Source organism: Thiobacillus denitrificans ATCC 25259, assembly GCF_000012745.1.
Taxonomy (GTDB): Bacteria; Pseudomonadota; Gammaproteobacteria; order Burkholderiales; family Thiobacillaceae; genus Thiobacillus; species Thiobacillus denitrificans_B.
Genome location: NC_007404.1, coordinates 609104 through 631537 on the forward strand (window position 1 = coordinate 609104; position 22434 = coordinate 631537).

The following is a 22434-nucleotide window of genomic DNA, read 5'->3' on the forward strand; positions in this document are numbered from 1 at the left end:
TCTCATCCCTCGCTCTGCTGGCGCAGATCGTGCGTCTTCAGCGCGTAGCCGCGCGACTGATAGAAGCGATAGCGCGCGCGGCCCTGTTCGCGCTCCGCGTCGTCCGTGCCGACGATTTCGACGAGCCGCTCGAAGCGGCCGAAGGCCGGCGGTTGCGCGGAATCGAGATTGATCATCACGTCGGCGTGGCGGAGTGCGCCGGCGTCGGCGCCGATCAGCACCGGCGTTTCCGCCGCGAGTGCGTCGCTGTCGCGGGCATGCGGCACGAAACCGAGCGCCGGTGTCGTCCACAGCATGCGATCCACCGCGCCTGCGACGGCCGCATCGGGCGCATAGATCATCACCTGCTTGCCTTGACCGTAGGCCTTGGCCGCCACGCGGCGCGCGACGTCGAGGCGGTCTTCGGCAAAGGTATAGAAGATGATCTCGGTCACTTTTCCGTGCGATTCAACAGGAAATGCACGAGCAAGGAGACCGGACGGCCGGTCGAGCCCTTTTCGCGACCACCCTTGTATGCCGTGCCGGCGATGTCGAGGTGGGCCCAATGGTATTTCTTGGCGAAGCGCGACAGGAAGCAGGCGGCGGTGATCGAACCGCCGGGACGGCCGCCGATGTTCGCGACGTCGGCAAGGCTGCTCTTCAGCTGATCCTGGTAGTCGTCCCACAGGGGCATGCGCCACACGCGGTCCCAGGCGTGATCGGCGGCGTGCTCGATCTCGCGGGCGAGCGGGTCGTGGTTGCTGTAAAGCGCGCTCGGATGGGCGCCGAGGGCGATCACACAGGCGCCGGTCAGCGTGGCGACGTCGATGACCGCGTCGGGCTCGAAGCGCTCGGCGTAGGTCAGGGCGTCGCACAGAATCAGGCGCCCCTCGGCGTCGGTGTTGAGGATCTCGATCGTCTGACCCGACATCGACGTGACGATGTCCCCCGGCTTGTTGGCTTGGGCGTCGGGCAGGTTCTCGCAGGCCGGGATCAGGCCGACGACGTTGAGCGGCAGGCCGAGTTCGCCGATCGCGCGGAAGGTGCCGATGACCGCGCCGCCGCCGCTCATGTCGTAGTTCATCTCGTCCATTTCGGCAGGCGGCTTCAGCGAAATCCCGCCGGCGTCGAAGGTGACGGCCTTGCCGACCAGGACCACGGGCTTGTCACCCTTGGCTCCCCCCATGTGTTTCAGCACGATGAAGCGCGGCGGCTTGTCGCTGCCCTTGCCGACCGAGAGAAAGGAGCCCATGCCGAGCTTCTCGCATGCCGCGAAATCGAGAATCTCGCAGCCGAAGCCGTGGGTCTTCGCGAGCTTGCGCGCTTCCGCCGCCAGATACTCGGGCGTGCAGACATTCGATGGCGTGTTGCCGAGGTCCTTGGCCAGCGCGATGCCGCGTGCGATCGCCAGGCCTCGCGTCAGGCCCGCTTCGCCGAACTTCAGTTCGCCGCGCCGCGACACCGCGAAGACGACGCGCTTGAGCGGGCGCCGCATTTCGTCGGTCTTGCTCTTCATGCGGTCGAAGCGGTACAGGGCTTCCTGGGCACTGATGACCGCCTGTTCGATATTCCAGGTGACGTCACGCTTACGGACCGCGATTTCGCTCAGGGTGATGACGGCTTCCATCGACCCGGTGTCGCGCAGGGTGCGGATCGCGCGGGCGATCGCGTCGCGGTACGATTTCTCGTGGAACTCCCGCTCCTTGCCGAGGCCAACAAGCAGCACGCGGTCGGCCAGGATGTTCGGCACCCGGTGCAGCAGCAGCGTGCTGCCGGCCTTGCCGTCCATGTCGCCGCCGCGCACGATGTCCGACAGATAGCCGTCGCTCGCCCGATCGATGTCGATCGCCGGTGCCGAAAGTTTGCGGCTTTCGAAGACGCCGACGACGACGCAGGCCGTGCGCTGCTTTTCGGGCGCACCGCTTTTTATGCTAAATTCGAGTTCGATTTCCCTGTTTTCCATGTCTGTGCTCAAAAAAATACAATTTGTCGATGCGCCGGCTGCCGGCCGCGCCAATGGAGGAATTATTGGCGTTGTCGCAGGGGAATGTCAAAAGCGCGTTCGTGCCATGTCCGCCGTTTTCCCGCACCCATGCTCTATCGCCGCGCACTGACCCGTGAAATGGGCCTCGCGACCGGCGCCGTGTTAACGGTGCTGATCGCGATCGCTCTCGTCATCCTGTTCATCCGGCTGCTCGGCGACGTCGCCCGCGGAGAGCTCGCGAACGAAGCCGTCTTCGCGTTTCTCGGCTTTTCGCTGCTGTACTTTTTGCCGGTCTTGATGACGATTTCTCTGTTTGCGGGCGTGCTGATGCCGCTTTCGCGCATGTGGCGGGACAGCGAAATGGTCATATGGTTCAACGCGGGGCTCTCGCTCGCGCAATGGCTGCGGCCGGTACTTGCGTTTGCAGTCCCGCTTTCGCTCGTGATCCTGTTGCTGACGCTCGTTCTCAATCCCTGGTTGCAGGCGAAGAAAAACGACTATCGCCAGGATCTGAAGGCACGCAGCGAGAGCGCACTGATCGCGCCAGGCCTGTTCGCCGAATCCGGCGCCGGAGAACGCGTCTACTACGTCGAATCGCTCAATCCGCTGACTGGCATCGTGCGCAACGTTTTCATGCAATCGCGGATCGACGGACAGCTTGGCCTCGTCGTTGCCCGCGAGGGCGACCATACCGAGTTGCCCGACGGCTCGCGCTACCTCGTGTTCAGGCAAGGCCGCCGCTATGAAGGCACGCCCGGTACGCTCGACTACCGGGTCGTGGAGTTCGAGCGCTACTGGATGCGGCTCGATCCGGTCGCCACGGGCGGCCGGGATACCAACATCCGCCAGAAGTCCGCCGGCGACCTCCTCGCCGATCCCGCGCCGGCGGCGCGTGCCGAACTCCTTTGGCGCCTCGGCGTGCCGCTGTCGGCGCTGGTGCTCGCGGTCATGGCGATCCCGCTCAGCTTTGTCAACACCCGGGCGCGTCGTTCCTATGGGCTCGTGACGGCGCTGCTGCTGTACTTCGTCTACAACAACCTGCTGTCGCTGACCCAGGCCTGGGTCGCGCAGGGCAGATTCGACCCCTGGGCCGGAATGGCGTCGGCCCACCTCGTGATGCTGCTCGCTGCGGCCGGCCTCTTCTATCTTCGCAGCCGTCGCTACGGCTTCAGCTGGAGAAGGACGTGAACCTGCTCGCGCGCTATCTCGCGGGCCAGGTGCTGGCCGCCTCGGGTTTCATGCTGCTGGCCCTGCTCGTGCTGTTCGCGTTTTTCGACGTCGTCCAGGAACTCGGCAACCTGCGCGCCGGCTACGGCTTTGGTCAGGCGACCATCGTGGTGCTGCTCAACGTTCCGGGCCACCTCTACGAAATCCTGCCGGTCGCGGCGCTGATCGGCACGCTGTTCGCACTGGCGCGGCTCGTCGGCAATTCGGAATACGCGGTGATGCGGGTGTCGGGACTGTCGAACTGGCGCGTGGCCGCCTACTTCGGCGTCATCGGCGTGTGGCTCGCGCTGCTGGTCCTGCTGCTCGGCGAGTATGTCGCGCCGTGGTCGGATCAGGCCGCCCAGCGCTACAAGCTGTCGGCGACCCGCTCGGTCGTCGCCCAGCAGTTCCGCTCGGGCCTCTGGGTCAAGGACGGCAGCACCTTCATCAACGTGCGCGAGGTCATGCCGGACAACACGCTGCGCGGGATCGAGATCTACGGCTTCGATCAGGAGGGGCGATTGGACTGGATCCGCGCTGCCGAGATCGCGACCTGGCGAGGCGACAAGACCTGGCAGCTGCAAACAGTGGTCGAGACGCGCTTTTCCGCGGACGGCATTCGCGCGCAACGCAGCGCCAATCTAGCGTGGCGGTCGGTGCTCACGCCCGAAATCCTCAGCGTGCTGCTCGTCGCACCCGAAAAGATGTCCGCGCGCGCGCTCTGGCGCTACATCGCCCACCTCAAGGCGAACGGCCAGAAGGCCTCACGTTACGAGCTCGCCCTGTGGTCCAAGTTCATCAGTCCCTTCGTGATCCCGATCATGATGCTGATCGCGATGCCGTTCGCGATCCAGTCGCCGCGCGCCCGCGGCACGAGCGTCAAGGTGTTCTTCGGCATTCTCGCCGGGCTGGGCTTTCACCTGCTCAGCCGGCTGTTCGGCCACCTCGGTCTGCTGAACGACTGGCCGGCCTTCGTCGTGTCGGCGTTGCCTCTGTTGATCTTCCTCGGCATCGCGCTGGCGGGTATCCGGTGGGTCGACCGACGCTAGACCGGCTCCCCGACCGGCTCGCCGCGTGCCTGCGCTGCGAGCGGCCCGACGCCAAGGCGGCATGCGTCCATGCGCTCCATGCCGACTGGCAGGCCGGCCGCGTCGACGCTGCCGCGGAACTTGCGCGCGTGTCGGTCGACGCGCCCGGGCGGCCCCGCAGGCCGGAGCTGGTGCCGCCGCAGGCGGTGCCGCGCCGCCGCGCGGATACCGTTCCGGGCCGCGCCGCGCTCGTTCATGCGCTGGCCCACATCGAGTTCAACGCGATCAATCTCGCGCTCGACGCGGCCCATCGCTTTGCCGGAATGCCCGTCGCGTACTACGCGGACTGGCTGGGCGTCGCGCACGAGGAGGCGCTGCATTTCGCCCTCCTCGACGAACACCTCGGCACGCTCGGCCATGCCTATGGCGACTTTCCGGCACACGCGGGACTGTGGGATATGGCCTTGAAGACCGCACACGATCCGCTCGTGCGCATGGCACTCGTGCCGCGCGTGCTCGAAGCACGGGGCCTCGACGCGACTCCGCTGATCGTCGAGAAGCTCGAGGCGGCGGGCGACACACGCATGATCGAGATTCTCGCCGTCATCGAGCGCGACGAGATCGGCCATGTCGCGATCGGCAGTCATTGGTTCGTCTACCTGTGTGCGGCGCGGGGCGTCGACCCCGAAATGACCTTCCGCGCATTGCTCGCCGAGTACGATGCGCCGCCGCTGAGACCGCCTTTCAATCTGCGGGCGCGCCGGCAGGCCGGGTTCAGCGAGAGCGAACTCGCCTGGCTCGAGACGGTTTCAGAGACCGAGCGTCGTCGCTGACACCTGGCGCGGCGCGCGCTGCCATAGCGCTTCGAAAACCTGGTTCAGTTCCGTCACGCGCGCCGTATCGTCGGTATGTAGCGCGCCGGGCGGCGAGTGCTTGTCGGCGCGCAGCAGTACGCCGTGGGCGTCCGCGAGCACGAAGGCCCGGTCGGGACGCGCTGCGTCGGGGTCGGCCTGACGGACTTCGATTACATGAGCGAAGTCACGCAATAGCAGCATTAGGCGCGGATGGTCGACGGTAAGGCGCCCGACCTCGTCGAGCAACAGTTCGATCCGCCGCCCGCCGCCGGCGACGCAGAAAGCGCGCAGCGTCGCGATCCGTGTCGCATCGTCGATGTCGAATACCGCGAGATCGTGTTCGTAGACACGCAGCGTTCGACGTGTCGTGCTCAGCAGCGTGTCGAACGCGGCGCGGAGTTCGGACGGGGTTTCGAAGGCGGTCATTCGCCGTCGATCTCCAGCCAGCCGGCTTCGTACCAGGCATAGAAGCGCGCGCAGAGCGCCGTCGACAGCGGGGGCGCGAGGCGGCGCCGATCGGCGAGTCGGGTTAGCGTGGCGAAGTCGTCCCGTGGCGGCGTGAACGCCTCGCCATTGATGAAGAAACGCCGGCCGCGGAACAGCAGACGCGACTTCGGATCGAGCGCGACGCCGGCGCTATTCGCACGCCGGTCGAAGGCGCGGCGCGTGAGGGGGGCGTCGGGCGCCCGGAAAAACACGTTCGGCTTCGGCTCCGACAGGTAGCGGCCGGCGAATTCGGCGACGTCGTTGCGGCTCCAGCGGATGCGGTCGATCATGGCCTCGATCTGATCGAGCATCGCGCGGCCGATTTCGCCCGGATGACGTTGCAGACGCAGGTCGGGATCAGCGTAGCGGCCCTCGAGGCTGAGCGTATCCTGCAGATGCATCAGGAAGCCGTGCGCCAGTTCTTCGACGGTCGGCGCGCGAAATCCGATCGAATAGGTCATGCACGCGTCTTCGGCCACACCGTAATGCGCCACGTGCGGCGGCAGATAGAGCATGTCCCCCGGCCCGAGCACCCATTCGTCGGCGACCTCGAAATGCTTCAGGATCTTGAGCGGCGCGTCGTCGACGAGCGCGAGATCGGTTTGCGTGCTGATCTGCCAGCGGCGATGCCCCTGGCCCTGCAGCAGAAACACGTCGTAGGAATCGAAATGCGGGCCGACGCTGCCGCGCGGCACCGCGTAGCTCACCATCAGATCGTCGAGGCGGGCGTGCGGAATGAAGTCGAAGCGCGCGAGCAAGACGTCGGCTTCGGGCAGGACATGGTTGAGCGACTGGACCAGGAGCGTCCACTCGGTCTTGGGGAGGCGCTTGAAGTCGGTCTTGCTGAAGGGGCCGTGCGCAAGCCGCCAATCGCTGCCGCTGCCCTGCACCAGGCGCGATTCGACGTCGTCGCGGCAGGCGAGTTGCTCCATCTCGCGCGGCGACAACAGACCCTGGAACCCGGGGACGGCGTTGCGGATCAAGAGCGGCCGTTTGTGCCAGACGTCGCGCAGGAAGCGGGTCGGACTGAGGCCGCCCAGGAGCGGGTCGGCGGAACGAGGCGTGGACATGCGGGGGATTATAACGACGCTGCGGCGTGCTTCTTCGCCGGAGCGGGTGCCGCGGGCGAGCGTCGGCCGGGCTTTCCGCGTTCTGGTTAATTTGGGGAACAACCGGGCTAGAATGCTGCCCGACATGCAGTGGCGGAGGTTCAGATGCTGAAAACCGGAGACCGCGCGCCGGATTTTTCCAACCCGGACGCGGACATGAATGAGGTCGAGTTGTCGCAGTTCCGGGGCAAGAACCTGGTGCTGTATTTCTATGTGCGTGACGACACGCCTGGCTGCACCACCGAGGCCATCGAGTTTTCCGAACTCGAGAAGGAGTTCGCCAAGCTGCAGACGAGCGTGGTCGGCGTGTCACGCGATGATTGCATCAAGCACGGCGAATTCCGCGACAAGCACGGCATCGGCGTGCGCCTGCTCGCCGACAAGGACGAGACGACGAGCAAGGCCTACGGCGTGCTGCAGGACAAGGAAGTCGACGGCGTCAAGCGCAGAAGCGCGACCCGTTCGACTTTCATCATCGACAAACAGGGCGTCATCCGTCACGCCCTGTACGGCGTTTCGAGCCGCGGCCACGCGGCGGAAGTGCTTCAACTGGTAAAGGAACTCAAGTGAACATCGGCAAAGACACCGTGGTGACGATCACCTACGTCGTGAAGGATCTGGACGGCAAGCTGCTCGAGGAAAGCGACGAGCCGGTCAGCTATCTGCACGGCGGCTACGACAACATCTTTCCGCTCGTCGAGCAGGCGCTCGAGGGCAAGGCGGTGGGCGATGCGGTCGATCTCAAGTTGCAGCCGGCCGATGCCTTCGGTGAGTTCGAGGAGGACCTGGTCCGCCTCGAGCCGCGCGAGGCGTTTCCACCCGAGATCGAGATCGGCATGCAGTTCGTCGGCTCGCCGGTCGACGGGGGCGGCGAGATGCTTTACACCGTGACCGACATCGCCGAAGAAAAAGTCGTCGTCGACGGCAACCATCCCTACGCGGGGCAGGCCGTGCATTTCCACTGCGAGGTCAGCGAGGTGCGGGCCGCGACGTCCGACGAAGTCGAGCACGGTCACGCCCACGGCGCGCACGGCCACCATCACCACTGAGCCAGGACGTCCCCCACACGCACGGGCGGGTCGCCGGGCTGCTAGAATGCCCGGCTAACCTCTTTGCCCTGACTGTCTGATGAAAACCACTTTCCTCGATTTCGAGCAGCCGATCGCGGAGCTCGAAGCCAAAATCGAAGAACTGCGCTTCGTGCAGGACGACTCCGCGCTGGACATTTCCGAGGAAATCCGCCGTCTTCAGAAGAAGAGCCAGGCGCTGACCAAGGACATCTACGCCAAGCTCAATGCCTGGCAGGTGTCGCAGGTCGCACGCCACCCGCAGCGTCCCTATACCCTCGACTACATACAGGGGCTGTTCACCGACTTCGTCGAACTGCATGGCGATCGCGCCTACGCCGACGATGCCGCGATCGTCGGCGGAATGGCACGCTTCAACGGCGAGCCCGTCATGGTGATCGGGCACCAGAAGGGGCGCGACACCAAGGAAAAGATCTTCCGTAATTTCGGCATGCCGCGGCCAGAGGGCTACCGCAAGGCGCTGCGTCTGATGCGGCTCGCGGAAAAATTCCGCCTGCCGATCCTGACCTTCATCGACACCCCGGGCGCCTATCCCGGGATCGGTGCAGAGGAGCGCGGCCAGTCGGAAGCGATCGCCCGCAACCTCTATGTCATGGCCGAACTGCAGACGCCGATCGTGTGCACGATCGTCGGCGAGGGCGGCTCGGGCGGCGCGCTGGCGATCGGCGTCGGCGACCGCACGCTGATTCTCCAGTATTCGACCTACTCGGTGATTTCGCCCGAAGGCTGTGCGTCGATCCTCTGGAAGAGCGCGGACAAGGCCTCGGTCGCGGCGGAAACGCTCGGGATCACGGCCGACCGCCTGAAAGCGAACGGCCTCGTCGATCGCATCATCGAGGAACCGCTCGGCGGCGCGCAGCGCGACTGGGACGCGATGTTCCAGTCGATGCGGCGCGCGCTCACCGATACCCTCGCGGAATTGCGCAAGCAGCCGACGGAGGCCATGCTCGGCGCGCGGTATCAGCGCCTGCGGGCGTATGGCAGCTTCAAGGAAGCCCCTGCCCGGTAAGGCGCCCGCCGACGCGGTGGGCGACGCGCTCGCCCGCCATGTCTTCTCCGGCGCGCGGCTCGTGCTCGCGCTGTCGGGCGGCCTCGATTCGGTGGTTCTGCTGCACGTGCTCGCGTCCCTGCGCGGGCGACACCGCTTCGCGCTCGCCGCCGTTCATGTCCACCATGGCCTCTCGCCGCATGCAAGCGACTGGGCCGATTTTTGCGAGCGGCTCTGTGCCGCCCACGCGCTCGACCTGCAGGTCGAGCGCGTGCACATCGCCGGCGACGACCCGGCTGGCACCGAGGCCGCGGCCCGCCGGGAACGACATCGCGTCTTCGCGCGCCTCGACGCGGATTTCGTGCTGACTGCGCACCACCTGGACGATCAGGCCGAAACCGTGCTCCTTCAACTGTTGCGCGGCGCCGGCCCGAAGGGCCTGGCGGCGATGCCGCAGTTGCGACGGCCGGCCGGCTGGCGTGCGGCGCAGTTGCGGCCGCTTCTCGATGTATCGCGCCGCGCGATCCGGGCGCATGCGCAACGGCATGGGCTGGCCTGGGTCGAGGATGAGAGCAATCTCGACCTGCGCTATCGCCGCAACGCGCTGCGCCGGGACATCATGCCGCGGCTCGCGGCGCACTTTCCCGGCAGCGCGCCGACCCTCGCGCGCGCCGCCGCGCTACAGGCCGAGGCCGCGGGCCTGCTCGACGATCTCGCCGCGCTCGATGCACAGGGCGCAGTCCGGGGAGACCGGCTCGACTGTGCCGCACTCGCCGCGCTGTCGGCGCCGCGCGCGCGCAATCTCCTGCGCCACTTCATCGAAGGGCGGGGGTGTCCGTTGCCGAGCGCGCGCGTCCTCGACGAGGCGCGCCTGCAACTCGTCGATGCGCGTCACGACGCGCGCGTACGTGTCAACCTCAAGGCGGCCGAGTTGTGGCGTTTTCGGGGTCACGCCTATGTCGTGTCGCCGGCGCCCGCGCCGGCCCCAGCCGTGTACTGGCACGGCGAACAGAGCCTGTGGGTGCCGGGCGCCGGCTGCCGGGTCGAGTTCCGCCCGACAACGGGGCACGGGCTCAAGCGCGGGCTTCTGACTTCCGGCACCGTCACGCTCGACGTGCGCCGGGGCGGCGAGCGCCTGAGGCTTCACCCGGGCGGGCCGCATCGCAGCCTCAAGAACCTGCTGCAGGAGGCGGCCGTGCCGCCGTGGCAGCGCGCGCGGCTGCCGCTTCTGTACCAGGACGGGCAGCTCGTGTGGGCGGCCGGGATCGGTTTCGACCCCGCCTTCGGCGCCGCGCCGGGCGAAGCGGGGGTGATGCCGCATGTCGTCTCGCAAGCTGCCGCGCAAGACAGCGGCGGCTGCGGCGTGCTATCCTAGCGGGCTGATTTTCATCGTTTTTTGAACGTTTTCACTCATCGTCCGGAGCACACACATGGCTGTTCAGCGCACTTTCTCCATCATCAAACCCGACGCGGTCGCCAAGAACGTGATCGGCAAGATCGTCAGCCGTTTCGAGACCAACGGCCTCAAGGTCGTCGCGTCGAAGATGAAGCATCTCTCGCGTCAGGAAGCCGAAGGTTTCTACGCCGTGCACAAGGATCGCCCCTTCTTCAAGGATCTCGTCGACTTCATGGTCTCCGGTCCCGTCGTGCTGCAGGTGCTCGAGGGTGAGGACGCGATCGCCAAGAACCGCACGCTGATGGGCGCGACCGACCCGAAGAAAGCCGAGCCGGGCACGATCCGCGCCGACTTCGCCGAGAGCATCGACGCCAACGCCGTTCACGGTTCCGACGCGCCCGAAACGGCGGCAGTCGAGATTGCCTACTTCTTCCCGGCGAGCGAAGTCTACGCCGGACGCTGAGCGCGCATGCCGCAGAATCTGCTCGATTTCGACCTCGCAGGACTGACCGCCTGGTTCGGCGAACGCGGCGAGAAGCCGTTTCGCGCCCGCCAGGTGTTTCACTGGATCCACCAGGCGGGGGTGACCGATTTCGCGCAGATGACCGATATCGCCAAGAGTCTGCGCGAGAAGTTGCAGAACGAGGCCGTCGTGCAGGCGCCGGCGATCAACTTCGCCCACCTGTCGGCCGACGGCACGCGCAAGTGGCTGTTCGACGTCGGCGTCGGTAATGGCATTGAGACGGTATTCATTCCCGAGGACGATCGCGGAACGCTGTGCGTGTCGTCGCAGGTCGGGTGCGCGCTCGAATGCACCTTCTGCTCGACCGGTCGGCAAGGCTTCAACCGCAACCTGACGGTCGCCGAGATCGTCGGTCAACTCTGGGTCGCGCAGCACAGCCTGAAGCGCGAGCCTAATCGCACCGCGTCCGACCACGGCGCAGGCGAGATCGCCGAACGTCCGGTCACCAACGTGGTGATGATGGGCATGGGCGAGCCGCTCGCGAACTTCGAGAACGTCGTGACCGCACTCGGCGTCATGCTCGACGACCATGCCTACGGGCTGTCGCGGCGGCGCGTGACCGTGTCGACCTCGGGCCTCGTTCCGGCGATGGACCGGCTGGCCGAGCGCTGCCCGGTGGCACTCGCGGTGAGCCTGCACGCACCGAACGACGCGCTGCGCGACCAGATCGTGCCGATCAACCGGAAATACCCGCTGGCGGAATTGATGGCGGCCTGCCGGCGCTACCTCGTGCATGCGCCGCGCGACTTCATCACCTTCGAGTACGTGATGCTGGCCGGCGTGAACGACCAGCCCGAGCATGCGCGCCAGTTGATCGCGCTCACGCGCGACGTGCCGTGCAAGTTCAATCTCATCCCGTTCAATCCGTTCCCGGATTCGGGCTACGAAAAACCGCGCGCGGAAGCGATGCGCGTGTTCCGCGAGATCCTGCAGGACGCCGGCTACGTCGTGACGACCCGCAAGACCCGGGGCGACGACATCGACGCGGCCTGCGGGCAACTCGCCGGACGCGTGGCGGACAGGAGCGGTCGTGTGATGAAGCGGGTGCACAGGGAGGCGGCGTGACGTGGTGAAACCGGAGCTGAGAAAGTGGATCGTCGTCACGGCAGTCGCGCTCGCCGGCTGCGCGGGCCAGCCCGGTGGCGGCGGCATCGGCGCGCCCGATAGCCAGGCCAGTAGCGAAAGCCGCGACCGCGCGCGCGCTTTCACGGAGCTCGCCGGCGCCTACTTCGCGCGGGCGCAGTACAAGATCGCGCTCGACGAACTGCGCAAGGCGATCACCGCCGACAGCCATTTCGGCCCCGCTTACAACGTCTACGGCCTCATCTACATGGAACTGGCCGAGGACAAGCTCGCCGAGGACAATTTCCGCCGTGCGATCGAGCTCGACCGCAACGCGTCCGACGCGCGCAACAACTTCGGCTGGTTTCTCTGTACGCGCGGTCGGTACGACGAGGGCCTCGAGCAGTTCCGCATCGCCTTGCGCAACCCGCTGTACGCCCAGCCCGAGCTGGCGATGGCCAACGCCGGCCAGTGTGCCGAGAAGAAGGGCGATCTCGCCTTGGCCGAGGCCAACTTCGTCAAGTCGCTCAAGCTCCAGCCCGACAACCCGAACACGCTGTTGAAGCTCGCCGGACTGCATTTCCGCCAGGGCCGGCTTGCCGATGCGCAGCGCGGGCTCGCGCGCCACGCCGAGCTCGCGCCGCCCAACGCCGAAAGTCTTTGGCTAGGCGTGCGACTCGAACGACGTCTAGGGGATCGCGCGCAGGCGGCGGCCTACGGCTTGCAACTGCGCAAGCGCTTCCCCGAGTCCGAGGAAGCACGCCTGCTGCAGGCGGGGCAGTACGAATGAACGGCGAGGTCCAACTGACCGTCGGGCAGACGCTGCGCGAAGCGCGCGAGGCGAGCGGCATGACGCTCGACGAGGCGTCCGCCCGGCTGCGGCTCATGCACCGTCAGGTCGAGGCCATGGAGGCCGACGATTTCGAGGCGCTCGGTCAGCCCGTGTTTGCGCGCGGTTTCGTGCGCAACTATGCGCGGCTGCTCGGTCTCGCGCCGGAGACGCTGCTGGCGTCGATGGAAGGCGCGCCGGCAGCGCCTGCGGAGGTCAGCTATGCGAAGCCGCCGCTCCAGCGTCCCTGGTTCGCTTCGTCCTGGGTGATCCTCCTGGCGCTGGTCGTGCTCGTCGTGCTGGCCGTCCCGGTCGGGCTCTACCTCTGGCTCAACAGCGACGTCGAGGAGGGCGGCCAGCGTCAGGTGGCGGTGTCGCAGCCGACCACTGCGGGTGCCGCGCCATCGAGTGCTCCGCCCGCCACGCGCGGCGAGGCGCCCGCCGAAACGCCGGGCGCGCCGAATGCCCCCGCCCCGGTTGAGGGAAACGGCGCGACGGACGGCACCACTGCAGACGGCACCGTCGCGGTCCCGCCTCAGTCACCGCCTGATGAAGCGGCGGAAGACGCCGGCTCCACCACCGAGGCAAGCACGGGCGGCGCCGCGCTGCATCTCGAATTCGGCGCCGAAGCCTGGGCCGAGATCAAGGATGCGACGGGGCGAGCCGTGCTTCGTCAGCTCAACCCGGCGGGCAGCAGCGTCGAGGTAAAGGGCGAGCCGCCGTTCAAGCTCGTGATCGGCAACGCGGCGGAGACGCGCCTGACCTACAACGGTCGCCCCGTCGATTTGAAACCCCATACCGGCATGACGGTCGCCCGCTTCACGCTCGAATAGATTCCCCAGATGACGACTCAAATTGTCCGCCGCACCACCCGTCAGGTGCGGATCGGCCCGATATGCGTAGGCGGCGACGCGCCGGTGGCGGTGCAGTCGATGACCAACACCGACACGGTCGACGTCAATGCGACCGTAAGCCAGGTGCAGGCGCTCGCTGCCGCCGGCTCGGAACTCGTGCGGCTCACCGTGAACACGCTGGAAGCGGCGGCGGCCGTGCCGCGCATCCGCGAGCGCCTCGATGTGCTGGGCTGTCGCGTGCCGCTGATCGGCGACTTCCACTTCAACGGCCACAAGCTCCTGACCCAGGTCCCCGAGTGCGCCCAGGCGCTGGCCAAACTCCGGATCAATCCCGGCAACATCGGCCGCGGCGAGAAACGCGACGAGCAGTTCGCGACGCTGATCGACGTCGCCTGCCGTCACGACAAGCCGATCCGCATCGGCGTCAACTGGGGCAGTCTCGACCAGGCGCTGGCCGCGCGCATGATGGACGACAACGCCAGGCGCGCGCAGCCTGAAGATGCCGAGGTCGTCATGCGCCGGGCGATGGTCGCGTCGGCCCTCGAGTCGGCGCGCAAGGCCGAGGAACTCGGATTGGGCGGCGACAGGATCATCCTCTCCTGCAAGATGAGCCGGGTACAGGACTTGATCGCGGTTTACCGGGATCTCGCGGCGCAGTGCGACTATCCGCTCCACCTCGGCCTCACCGAGGCCGGCATGGGCAGCAAGGGCATCGTCGCCTCGACCGCGGCGCTCGCGGTACTGCTGCAGGAGGGGATCGGCGACACGATACGCATTTCGCTGACCCCCGAGCCGGGCGGCGACCGCGCCCAGGAAGTCCGCGTCGGCCAGGAAATCCTGCAGGCGCTCGGCCTGCGCGCCTTCACGCCGCAAGTCACGGCATGCCCGGGGTGCGGCCGCACGACCTCGACCGTTTTCCAGGAGCTCGCGCAGGATATCGAGACCTATCTGCGCACGCAGATGCCGATCTGGCGCAGCCGCTACCCCGGGGTCGAAACCATGCAGGTGGCGGTCATGGGCTGCGTCGTCAACGGCCCTGGCGAATCCAAGCACGCGAACATCGGAATCTCGCTGCCCGGCACGGGCGAAGTGCCGGTCGCGCCGGTCTACGTCGACGGCGAAAAGACCGTGACGCTCAAGGGCGACCGCATCGCCGCGGAGTTCCAGGCGATCGTCGAAGACTACGTGCGCACGCGGTACGGCAGCGCCTGAGCCCGCCCTTGACCATCCAGAATTTATGAGTGAGAACATCCAATCCGTCCGCGGCATGAACGACTGCCTGCCCGACGCGGCCGACGCCTGGCAGGGTTTCGAGGCGATCGTGCGCGACTGGCTGCGGCGCTACGGCTACCGCGAGATGCGCACGCCGATCCTCGAACACACGGGCCTGTTCAAGCGCGCGATCGGCGAGGTGACCGACATCGTCGAGAAGGAGATGTATACCTTCGTCGACGAACTCAACGGCGAATCCCTGACCCTGCGTCCCGAGGGCACGGCGTCGAGCGTGCGCGCCGTGATCCAGCACAACCTGCTTTACGACGGCGGCAAGCGTCTCTGGTATAGCGGTCCGATGTTCCGTCACGAGCGCCCGCAGAAGGGTCGCTACCGGCAGTTCCATCAGGTCGGCGTCGAGGCGCTCGGCTTCGCCGGTCCCGACGTCGACGCCGAGCTGATCGTGATGTGCGCCGACCTCTGGCGCGAGCTCGGCATCGCGCCGACGCTGCAACTCAATACGCTCGGTGACCACGGCGCGCGCCAGCGCCACCGCAGCAAGCTGATCGCGTATTACGAGGCGCATCGCGACGTGCTCGACGCCGACGCCCAGCGGCGTCTGCACAGCAATCCGCTGCGCATTCTCGACAGCAAGAATCCGGCAATGCAGGCGCTGAACGCCGAAGCGCCACGCTTGCTGGACGAACTCGAGGACGAGGCCCTGAATCATTTCGACGCGCTGCAGGGCCTGTTGCGCGCGAACGGCATCGCCTTCGAGATCAACCCGCGCCTGGTCCGCGGACTGGACTATTACAATCGCACCGTTTTCGAGTGGGTCACCGACCAGCTTGGCGCGCAGGGCACCGTCTGCGCGGGCGGTCGTTACGACGGCCTGGTCGAGCAACTCGGCGGCAAACCCGCGCCCGCGGCGGGCTTCGCGATGGGCATCGAACGCCTGCTGGCGCTGGTTGAAACGAGCGGCAAGCCGATCGTCCCGGCCGTACCCGACGCCTACATCGTCCACGCCGGCGACACGGCCGACGCCTTCGCCTGGCAGGCAGCGGCTACACTGCGGGGCGCCGGCCTCGCGGTGGTCTTGCATTGCGGCGGCGGCAGCTTCAAGTCGCAGATGAAAAAAGCCGACGCGAGCCGTGCGCGCTACGCGGTCATCATCGGCGACGAGGAGGCGGCGGCGCAGCAGGTGAGCGTGAAACCGCTGCGCGGCACGGCGGAGCAGACCCGCGTCGAACTCGCGCTCGCAATCGAATATCTGAAAAAGGCATAAGCACCCATGGCAACCTACGACCTCGATGAACAGGAACGGCTCGACGAACTGAAAGCCTGGTGGAAACGCTGGGGCAGCGTCTCAATGATCGGGCTGGCGGTGTTGATCGCCGCCGCGGCGGGCTGGCGCTACTGGCAAAACCGCACCGTCACGCAGAGCCTCGAGGCCGCGGCGGTCTACGACCAGCTCGCGCGCTCGGTCGCGGCGAACGAGGTCAAGGGCGCACGCGAAGCCGGCGCGATGCTCATCGACAAATACAAGGACACGGCCTACGCTCCGCGTGCCGCGCTGCTTCTGGCCAGGCTCAACGTCGGCGCCAAGGACGCGAAGAGCGCGCAGACTCAGCTCGAGTGGGCCGCCAGCCACAGCAAGGAACCGGCGATCAGGGATTTGGCCCGCCTGCGTCTCGCCGCCGTTCAGCTTGACCAAAAGCAATACGACGTCGCGCTGAAGACGCTCGCGGCGCGTCACAGCGACGCCTTCGGCCCGCGCTTCGACGACCTCAGGGGTGACGTGCTCGTCGCACAGAACAAGCCTGCCGACGCGCGCAAGGCGTATCAGGCCGCCCTGGGCGCGATGAGCGCCGACAATCCCTACCGCAACGTGGTCGAACTGAAGCTCGACGGCGTAGGAGGAGAAGCCAAGTGAAAATTCGTCTGCTCGTCGTCGCCGGCATCGCGCTGGCCACCTCCGGCTGCACCACGATCGGCGGCTGGTTCGGCTCCGGTCCGTCCCGCCCCGAGCCGGCCGAACTCGTCGCGTTCCAGCCCCAGGCCGCCCTGGCCGAAGCCTGGAAGGTCAAGACCGACGACGCCGACGGCTACCTGTTGCGCCCGCAGGCGGAAGGCGACGCCGTCGTCGCCGCGGGTGGCAGCGTCATGGTGCGCATCGCTGTCGCCAACGGCGCCGCGACGTGGCGCAGCGAGCTCGGCGCGAAGCTCTCCGCCGGCGCCGGCGCCGGCGGCGGCGTCGCGCTGGCCGGCGGCGGCAAGGGTGAATTGCTGGCGGTCGACATGGCCAACGGGCAGACACGCTGGAAAACGACGCTGTCGAGCGAGGTGACCGGCCAGCCGCTCGTCGCCGCGGACATCGTGGTCGCGCGCACCGGCGACGGACGCGTGCACGGGCTCGCGCTCGCCGACGGCAGCCGCAAGTGGGTGTACAGCCGCAATCTTCCGGTCTTGAGTCTGCGCGGGTCGGGCGGCGTCACGCTGCGCGACGGCGTGTTGTACGCGGGCTTCCCTGGCGGCAAGCTCGTCGCGCTCAATGCGGCCAACGGCGCGCAGTTGTGGGAGGCGACCGTCGCGTTGCCGCGCGGTGCGACCGAACTCGAACGCGTCGCCGACGTCATGGGCGATCCGGCCGTCGACGAACGGCAGGTCTGCGCAGTCGCCTACCAGGGACGCGTCGCCTGTTTCGACCGCCGCAACGGTTCGCTGCTGTGGGCGCGCGATACCTCGAGCAACAGCGGCCTGGCGATGGACGAGCGCAACGTCTACGTCACCGACGACAAGGATGCCGTGACGGCGTACGACAAGGCGAGCGGTCGCGCCGGCTGGCGCCAGGACAAGCTGGCGCGACGCCAGGTCAGCGCGCCGCTCGCGCTCGGCGCCTGGGTCATCGTCGCCGATGGGGAAGGCTACGTGCACGTGCTTTCGTCCGACGATGGCAGCTTCGTCGCGCGCCACAAGGTGGACGGCCCGGTGCGCACGGCGCCCGTCGATATCGGCCCCGGCTTCGCGGTGCAGACGAGCGACGGCAGCGTCGTCGCGTTCAGGCTGCAATAGCGAGGTTCACACGGCCGCCGGTGCGCCGGCCGGCATGCTACAAGGACAGCCATGCTTCCCACTCTGGTTCTTGTCGGACGCCCGAACGTCGGCAAGTCCACGCTCTTCAATCGCCTGACCGGCACCCGCGACGCGCTCGTCCATGACCTGCCGGGCATGACGCGCGACCGCCACTACGGTCGCGGCCGCATCGGCGGCAAGCCCTATCTCGTGGTCGACACGGGCGGTCTCGAACCGGTCGTCAAGGATGGCATCCTGGCCGAGATGGCGCGCCAGACGCTGCAGGCCATCGACGAAGCCGACGCGATCATCTTCATGGTCGACGCGCGCGCCGGCGTGACCCCGCAGGACAAGGTCATCGCCGACCGACTGCGCCGCGTGACGTCGCCGGTCCTGCTCGCGGTCAACAAGGCCGAAGGCATGAATCGCGCCGTGGTGACCGCCGAGTTCCACGAACTCGGCCTCGGCGAGCCGCTCGCGATCTCGGGCGCGCACGGCGACGGCATCGCCGACCTCGTGGCCGAGGCGCTGGCGCCCTTCCCCGAAGAGGAAGAGGCGAGCGACGATTTCGGCGTGCCCAAGATCGCGCTGGTCGGCCGACCCAACGTCGGCAAGTCGACGCTCGTCAACGCGCTGGTCGGCGCGGAGCGCGTGATCGCCTTCGACCAGCCGGGAACGACGCGCGACTCGATCTACGTCGACTTCGAGCGGGGCGGCAAGCCCTATGTCCTCATCGACACCGCGGGCGTCCGTCGCCGCGGCAAGGTGTTCGAGACCGTGGAAAAATTCTCGGTCATCAAGACCCTGCAGGCGATTGAGGACGCCAACGTCGTGGTGCTCGTGCTCGACGCGCGCGAGAACATTTCCGAGCAGGACGCGCATCTCGCGGGCTTCGTGCTCGAAACCGGGCGCGCGCTGGTCGTCGCGATCAACAAGTGGGACGGTCTCTCGGCCGAACAGCGCGACGACGTCAAGCGCGACATCGGACGCAAGCTCGCTTTCCTCGACTTTGCGCGCTTCAATTACATCTCTGCGCTCAAGGCGAAGGGCCTGGAGAACCTGCTCAAGGATATCGAGGCCGCACACGCCGCGGCCTTCATCAAGCTGTCGACGCCCAAGCTCACGCGCGTGCTCGAAATGGCCGTCGAACAGCATGCGCCGCCGAAGAACGGGCTGTTCCGTCCGAAGCCGCGCTACGCGCATCAGGGCGGCAAGAACCCACCCGTCATCGTGCTGCACGGCAACGCGCTCGAAGGGCTGCGCGACGACTACAAGCGCTATCTCGAAAGCAGCTTCCGCAAGGCGTTCAAGCTGCAGGGCACGCCGCTCCGAATCCAGATCAAGGAGGACGAGGGCAAGAATCCGTTCGAAGGCAAGAAGCGCGCGCCGCTCAGCGAAAGCGAGGCGACGCGGATGCGGCGCAAGAAGCGCGTACGGCGCAAGGTCTACGGCGCCGACTGAACGCCGTCAGCGCTGGCGGGCCGGGGCGCAGCCGTGCTCAGGCTCAGTCCAGCCAACGCACTAGGTAAAACAGCCTGAACCCTTCGGACGAGCGCGACGGCCCGCTCGCGACCGCGGCGTGCCGGTGCTTCGCCGGATCGGCGTGCGCCAAGGCCTCGCCTTCACTGGCGTAGACCTCGACGACGCCCTCGGGGAAGCGCTTGCGGTTCTTGCCCGCAGGCGAATAGATCACCACCGCCGCGGTCCCGACGACCGTGGCTTCCACGTCGGAAAAGAGGCTGCTCGTCTGCGGCATTCGGCCGGCTTTAAACGATGCCGCGCTGAAGACGCTGCATCAGTGGGTCTTTTTCGGGATGCTGCTGATCTTGACCGCGTGACTGGTCGGCGTCTCATCGGTGAAATGCGGGCGCTCGTCGAGCGTGCGTCCGGTGAGCCGGGCGAGTTCGGTCTCGCGGCTCGAAATCACCACCAGACAATCCTTGATCCCGAGAACCGTGGCTTCGGAGAGCGGACTCGGGTTGCCGTCGCGCGGCGCGGTATCGCGCACGATAGACGTGAGGGTCTTGCGCATCATGCGCATGAGGCGCTGTTCGTCATGCAGGGCTTTTTCGTCCATGGGGGGACTCCGGGAATACGGCGGTGAACCGGCATTGTCGGCGTGGCGGCGCAGCCCGTCAACGCAAGCCCCCGATCGGTGCGAGGATAAACGGGCCGATTGGGGGCATAAGCAGATTGAACCGCGCGTGGGCGGCGTCTGTTTTATGCTTGCCGCTGAAGGAGAAGCAGCATGTCAGATGCATCAAAACCCGACAGCAACGAAGTCCGCGAGATCCGCATCAACCCCGTCGTGCCGGGCGAATCGGTCCTCGTTGCCACGGCGCGCAGCATGCGGCCGAAAAAGGCCGAAGAGCTCGCGCCGCGCGACACCCGCAAGCACGTCGAGACCTGCCCGTTCTGCCGCGGCAACGAGCACAAGACGCCACCTGCGATCCTGACCTGGCCCGACACCGGGGACTGGCAGATCCGCATGGTCGAGAACCTCTACCCCGTCCTCGGCGACGACCGCGCGCAGGCGGGATTCACGTTTGGCCTGCAGCAGACGATCGACGGCTACGGCCGGCACGAGGTCATCATCGATCACTCCGAGCATGGCATCGCGGTCCAGGACATGGCCGAGACGCATCTCGCCGCGCTGTTCGGCGTCTACCAGACGCGCATGCGCCAGCTCTTCGACTCCGACGAGCGCCTGAAATACGTGCTCGTGTTCAAGAATTTCGGCCCGGCGGCCGGGGCGTCGATCCCGCATACGCACAGCCAGGTCATCGCGATGCCCGTGGTCCCCGAAAACGTCGACGCCGAGGTCAGGAACAGCGCCACCCACTACGCCAAGCACCACCACTGCATCTTCTGCGCGCTCATCGATGAGGCGCTGACCTTCGAAGCGACGATCTACGACCGCAATTCCGGTGCGGTGCGGCGCAAGATCAACGTCGGCCAGTACGTCGTCGAGCGCGGCGAGAAGTTCATCGCCATCAAGCCGTTCGCGAGCCGCTACGAATGGGAGGTGCACATCCTGCCGCTCGCGCATCAGGCCGATTTCCTCGACGTCCGCGGCGAGGACCTCGCCGACCTCGCGCGCGTCATGAAACGCACGATGGCACGGCTCGACGCGGTCATCGGCGGCGCCCAGTACAACTTCTTCCTGCACTCGGTGCCGCACGATGCCCAGCAGGCGACGCACGCGCCGAGCTATCACTGGCACCTCGAGATTTGCCCGCGGACCTCGATCCCGACCGGCTTCGAGTTAGGGTCGGGCCTTTTCGTCAATACGATCAATCCCGAGGAGGCCGCGGAGCGGCTGCGCAGCGTCGAGCTGCCGGCGCGCTGAGGTCTGGCGGGGGGAGCGGCGCGGCGGCGGCCGCGCGCCGCCACTTCGACTAGAATGGGAGCCGCCCCGAATTTCGTTTCCCTGCGGCTCGATGAACGCCAAGCCTGTGTTTTTTCTCTCCCCCTTCCCGCTATCGCCTGTCGGTGCACCGGGCTCGAACGTCCCGTCCGACGCCTTCGGGAGGCCAGCGGGTGATGCCCGCTCGCGGATGAAGCAGCCGCGGAGGCGGGGAATCAGCGTTGTTTGATCGACACCAGGGTGGGGAGCGCGTCGTTCTCGCCGCGCTCGACCTGGGTGACCCCGATTTCGCCGAGAGCATGGCCGAACTGCGGCTGCTGGCGCGCGGCGCGGGCCTCGACATTCGCGGGGAAGTCCAGGGCAGACGCAGCCGCCCCGACGCGGCTCTCTTCGTCGGGAGTGGTAAGGCCGACGAAATTGCGGCGCTGGTCGCCGCGACCGATGCCGAAGTCGTGATCTTCAACCACGAACTCTCACCGGCGCAGGAACGCAACCTAGAACGCCGGCTGCATTGCCGCGTCATCGACCGGGTCAGCCTGATTCTCGATATCTTCGCGCGGCGCGCACGCAGCGCTGAGGGCAAGCTGCAGGTCGAACTGGCCCAGTTGCAGCATCTGTCGACGCGTCTCGTGCGCGGCTGGACCCACCTCGAACGCCAGCGCGGCGGCGTCGGGATGCGCGGACCCGGCGAAAAGCAATTGGAGACCGACCGCCGCCTGATCGGAATCCGCGTCAAGGCCTTGCGCGAACGGCTCGCCAAACTCGGCAAGCAGCGGCGGACCCAGCGTCGGTCGCGCAGTCGCCACCGCGTGCTGTCGGTCGCGCTGGTCGGCTATACCAATGCTGGCAAATCCACGCTGTTCAACGCCTTGACGCGCGCCGGCACCTACGCTGCCGACCAGCTGTTCGCCACGCTCGACACCACGACGCGGAAGATTTTCCTCCCGCGCCTGGCCGATGCCGACGAGCCGGGGAGCGGAGAAGTCGTGCTGTCCGATACCGTGGGCTTCATCACCCGTCTGCCGCACGATCTCGTCGCGGCCTTTCGCGCGACCCTCGAAGCGACGGCCGAAGCCGACCTTCTGCTGCACGTGATCGATGCCTCGAGTCCGGTCCGCGAGCGCCAGATCGAGGCGGTCGATCAGGTGTTGCGCGAGATCGGCGCCGACGCCGTGCCACAGCTCAGGGTCTACAACAAACTCGATCTGACGGCCGCCGCGCCGGGCGTCGGGCGCGATGAGTATGATAGACTGCAGAGCGTTTATGTGTCCGCGCAAACCGGCGCCGGGCTTGAACTTTTACGCGATGCCCTGTCAGAAACGCTGCTCGCGGCACGCGAAACGGGTGCATCGGAAACGCCTTCTTCCCCATCCACAGTTCACTCTGCATAACAACAT

Annotated in this window: 24 protein-coding genes; 18 read left to right on the forward strand and 6 right to left on the reverse strand. The window is 67.0% G+C overall.

Going from position 1 to position 22434, the window contains the following annotated elements:
• Positions 1-2: 2 nt before the first annotated feature.
• Both TBD_RS02925 and TBD_RS02930 read right to left on the reverse strand, forming a co-directional pair.
• The gene (locus TBD_RS02925) at positions 3-434 is read right to left on the reverse strand and encodes a DNA polymerase III subunit chi (RefSeq protein ID WP_011311091.1); all 432 of its coding nucleotides are present in this window, start codon (positions 432-434) and stop codon (positions 3-5) included.
• A complete protein-coding gene (locus TBD_RS02930) occupies positions 431-1942 on the reverse strand; it encodes a leucyl aminopeptidase (RefSeq protein WP_011311092.1) in 1512 nt (503 codons plus the stop codon). Before TBD_RS02930 ends, TBD_RS02925 begins: the two co-directional genes overlap by 4 nt.
• Before the next feature lie 129 nt (positions 1943-2071).
• On the opposite strand from TBD_RS02930, the gene lptF reads away from it, so the two are divergent.
• Genes lptF through TBD_RS02945 form a run of 3 tightly spaced genes read left to right on the forward strand, consistent with a single transcriptional unit; the run spans position 2072 to position 5030 of the window.
• Complete coding sequence (gene lptF / locus TBD_RS02935) at positions 2072-3151, forward strand: LPS export ABC transporter permease LptF (RefSeq protein ID WP_011311093.1); 1080 nt, start codon at positions 2072-2074, stop codon at positions 3149-3151.
• Entirely contained in the window at positions 3148-4218 is a 1071-nt protein-coding gene (gene lptG / locus TBD_RS02940) for an LPS export ABC transporter permease LptG (RefSeq protein ID WP_011311094.1), read from the forward strand. Before lptF ends, lptG begins: the two co-directional genes overlap by 4 nt.
• Entirely contained in the window at positions 4200-5030 is an 831-nt protein-coding gene (locus TBD_RS02945) for a ferritin-like domain-containing protein (RefSeq protein ID WP_011311095.1), read from the forward strand. The genes lptG and TBD_RS02945 overlap by 19 nt, the downstream gene beginning before the upstream one ends.
• Here the strand turns inward: TBD_RS02945 and TBD_RS02950 are convergent.
• Both TBD_RS02950 and TBD_RS02955 read right to left on the reverse strand, forming a co-directional pair.
• On the reverse strand, positions 5007-5477 hold the full coding sequence (locus TBD_RS02950) for a hypothetical protein (protein WP_011311096.1): 471 nt from the start codon (positions 5475-5477) through the stop codon (positions 5007-5009). The genes TBD_RS02945 and TBD_RS02950 overlap by 24 nt on opposite strands.
• Positions 5474-6607, reverse strand: a complete 1134-nt coding sequence (locus TBD_RS02955) for a cupin domain-containing protein (protein ID WP_011311097.1) — start codon at positions 6605-6607, stop codon at positions 5474-5476. The genes TBD_RS02950 and TBD_RS02955 overlap by 4 nt, the downstream gene beginning before the upstream one ends.
• 144 nt (positions 6608-6751) lie before the next feature.
• On the opposite strand from TBD_RS02955, the gene TBD_RS02960 reads away from it, so the two are divergent.
• The 13 genes from TBD_RS02960 (at position 6752) to der (ending at position 19131) form a co-directional block, all read left to right on the forward strand.
• Positions 6752-7216 (forward strand): peroxiredoxin, encoded by a 465-nt coding sequence (locus TBD_RS02960; protein ID WP_011311098.1) that lies wholly within the window; start codon positions 6752-6754, stop codon positions 7214-7216.
• The gene (locus tag TBD_RS02965) at positions 7213-7695 is read left to right on the forward strand and encodes an FKBP-type peptidyl-prolyl cis-trans isomerase (protein WP_011311099.1); all 483 of its coding nucleotides are present in this window, start codon (positions 7213-7215) and stop codon (positions 7693-7695) included. The genes TBD_RS02960 and TBD_RS02965 overlap by 4 nt, the downstream gene beginning before the upstream one ends.
• 79 nt (positions 7696-7774) lie before the next feature.
• Positions 7775-8743, forward strand: coding sequence for an acetyl-CoA carboxylase carboxyltransferase subunit alpha (locus TBD_RS02970; protein ID WP_011311100.1), 969 nt, complete (start codon positions 7775-7777; stop codon positions 8741-8743).
• On the forward strand, positions 8712-10097 hold the full coding sequence (gene tilS / locus TBD_RS02975; protein WP_238376487.1) for a tRNA lysidine(34) synthetase TilS: 1386 nt from the start codon (positions 8712-8714) through the stop codon (positions 10095-10097). Before TBD_RS02970 ends, tilS begins: the two co-directional genes overlap by 32 nt.
• 55 nt (positions 10098-10152) lie before the next feature.
• Entirely contained in the window at positions 10153-10581 is a 429-nt protein-coding gene (gene ndk, locus TBD_RS02980) for a nucleoside-diphosphate kinase (protein ID WP_011311102.1), read from the forward strand.
• Between the two features lie 6 nt (positions 10582-10587).
• A complete protein-coding gene (rlmN, locus tag TBD_RS02985) occupies positions 10588-11706 on the forward strand; it encodes a 23S rRNA (adenine(2503)-C(2))-methyltransferase RlmN (RefSeq protein WP_011311103.1) in 1119 nt (372 codons plus the stop codon).
• A 1-nt stretch (position 11707) separates the two neighbouring features.
• Positions 11708-12493: a type IV pilus biogenesis/stability protein PilW gene (gene pilW, locus TBD_RS02990; RefSeq protein ID WP_011311104.1), complete on the forward strand. Its 786-nt coding sequence runs from the start codon at positions 11708-11710 to the stop codon at positions 12491-12493.
• Positions 12490-13365 carry a RodZ domain-containing protein gene (locus tag TBD_RS02995; RefSeq protein WP_011311105.1) on the forward strand — a complete coding sequence of 292 codons (876 nt, stop codon included), beginning with the start codon at positions 12490-12492 and terminating at the stop codon, positions 13363-13365. The genes pilW and TBD_RS02995 overlap by 4 nt, the downstream gene beginning before the upstream one ends.
• A 9-nt stretch (positions 13366-13374) precedes the next feature.
• The gene (gene ispG / locus TBD_RS03000; RefSeq protein ID WP_011311106.1) at positions 13375-14598 is read left to right on the forward strand and encodes a flavodoxin-dependent (E)-4-hydroxy-3-methylbut-2-enyl-diphosphate synthase; all 1224 of its coding nucleotides are present in this window, start codon (positions 13375-13377) and stop codon (positions 14596-14598) included.
• Positions 14599-14623: 25 nt separating this feature from the next.
• Positions 14624-15883 carry a histidine--tRNA ligase gene (gene hisS / locus TBD_RS03005; RefSeq protein WP_011311107.1) on the forward strand — a complete coding sequence of 420 codons (1260 nt, stop codon included), beginning with the start codon at positions 14624-14626 and terminating at the stop codon, positions 15881-15883.
• A gap of 6 nt (positions 15884-15889) precedes the next feature.
• Positions 15890-16531, forward strand: coding sequence for a YfgM family protein (locus tag TBD_RS03010; RefSeq protein ID WP_011311108.1), 642 nt, complete (start codon positions 15890-15892; stop codon positions 16529-16531).
• The gene (bamB, locus tag TBD_RS03015; protein WP_011311109.1) at positions 16528-17670 is read left to right on the forward strand and encodes an outer membrane protein assembly factor BamB; all 1143 of its coding nucleotides are present in this window, start codon (positions 16528-16530) and stop codon (positions 17668-17670) included. Before TBD_RS03010 ends, bamB begins: the two co-directional genes overlap by 4 nt.
• A 51-nt stretch (positions 17671-17721) precedes the next feature.
• The gene (gene der / locus TBD_RS03020; protein ID WP_011311110.1) at positions 17722-19131 is read left to right on the forward strand and encodes a ribosome biogenesis GTPase Der; all 1410 of its coding nucleotides are present in this window, start codon (positions 17722-17724) and stop codon (positions 19129-19131) included.
• A gap of 43 nt (positions 19132-19174) precedes the next feature.
• Here der and TBD_RS03025 read toward each other — a convergent pair whose 3' ends face one another.
• Together TBD_RS03025 and TBD_RS03030 are read right to left on the reverse strand one after the other, a co-directional pair.
• The gene (locus TBD_RS03025) at positions 19175-19426 is read right to left on the reverse strand and encodes a hypothetical protein (protein WP_011311111.1); all 252 of its coding nucleotides are present in this window, start codon (positions 19424-19426) and stop codon (positions 19175-19177) included.
• 39 nt (positions 19427-19465) lie between these two features.
• Positions 19466-19747 carry a hypothetical protein gene (locus TBD_RS03030; protein WP_011311112.1) on the reverse strand — a complete coding sequence of 94 codons (282 nt, stop codon included), beginning with the start codon at positions 19745-19747 and terminating at the stop codon, positions 19466-19468.
• A 171-nt stretch (positions 19748-19918) separates the two neighbouring features.
• Between TBD_RS03030 and TBD_RS03035 the strand changes: the two genes are divergently transcribed.
• Together TBD_RS03035 and hflX are read left to right on the forward strand one after the other, a co-directional pair.
• Entirely contained in the window at positions 19919-21019 is a 1101-nt protein-coding gene (locus TBD_RS03035; protein WP_011311113.1) for a galactose-1-phosphate uridylyltransferase, read from the forward strand.
• 239 nt (positions 21020-21258) lie between these two features.
• Entirely contained in the window at positions 21259-22428 is a 1170-nt protein-coding gene (hflX, locus tag TBD_RS03040; RefSeq protein ID WP_011311114.1) for a GTPase HflX, read from the forward strand.
• Positions 22429-22434: the final 6 nt, after the last annotated feature.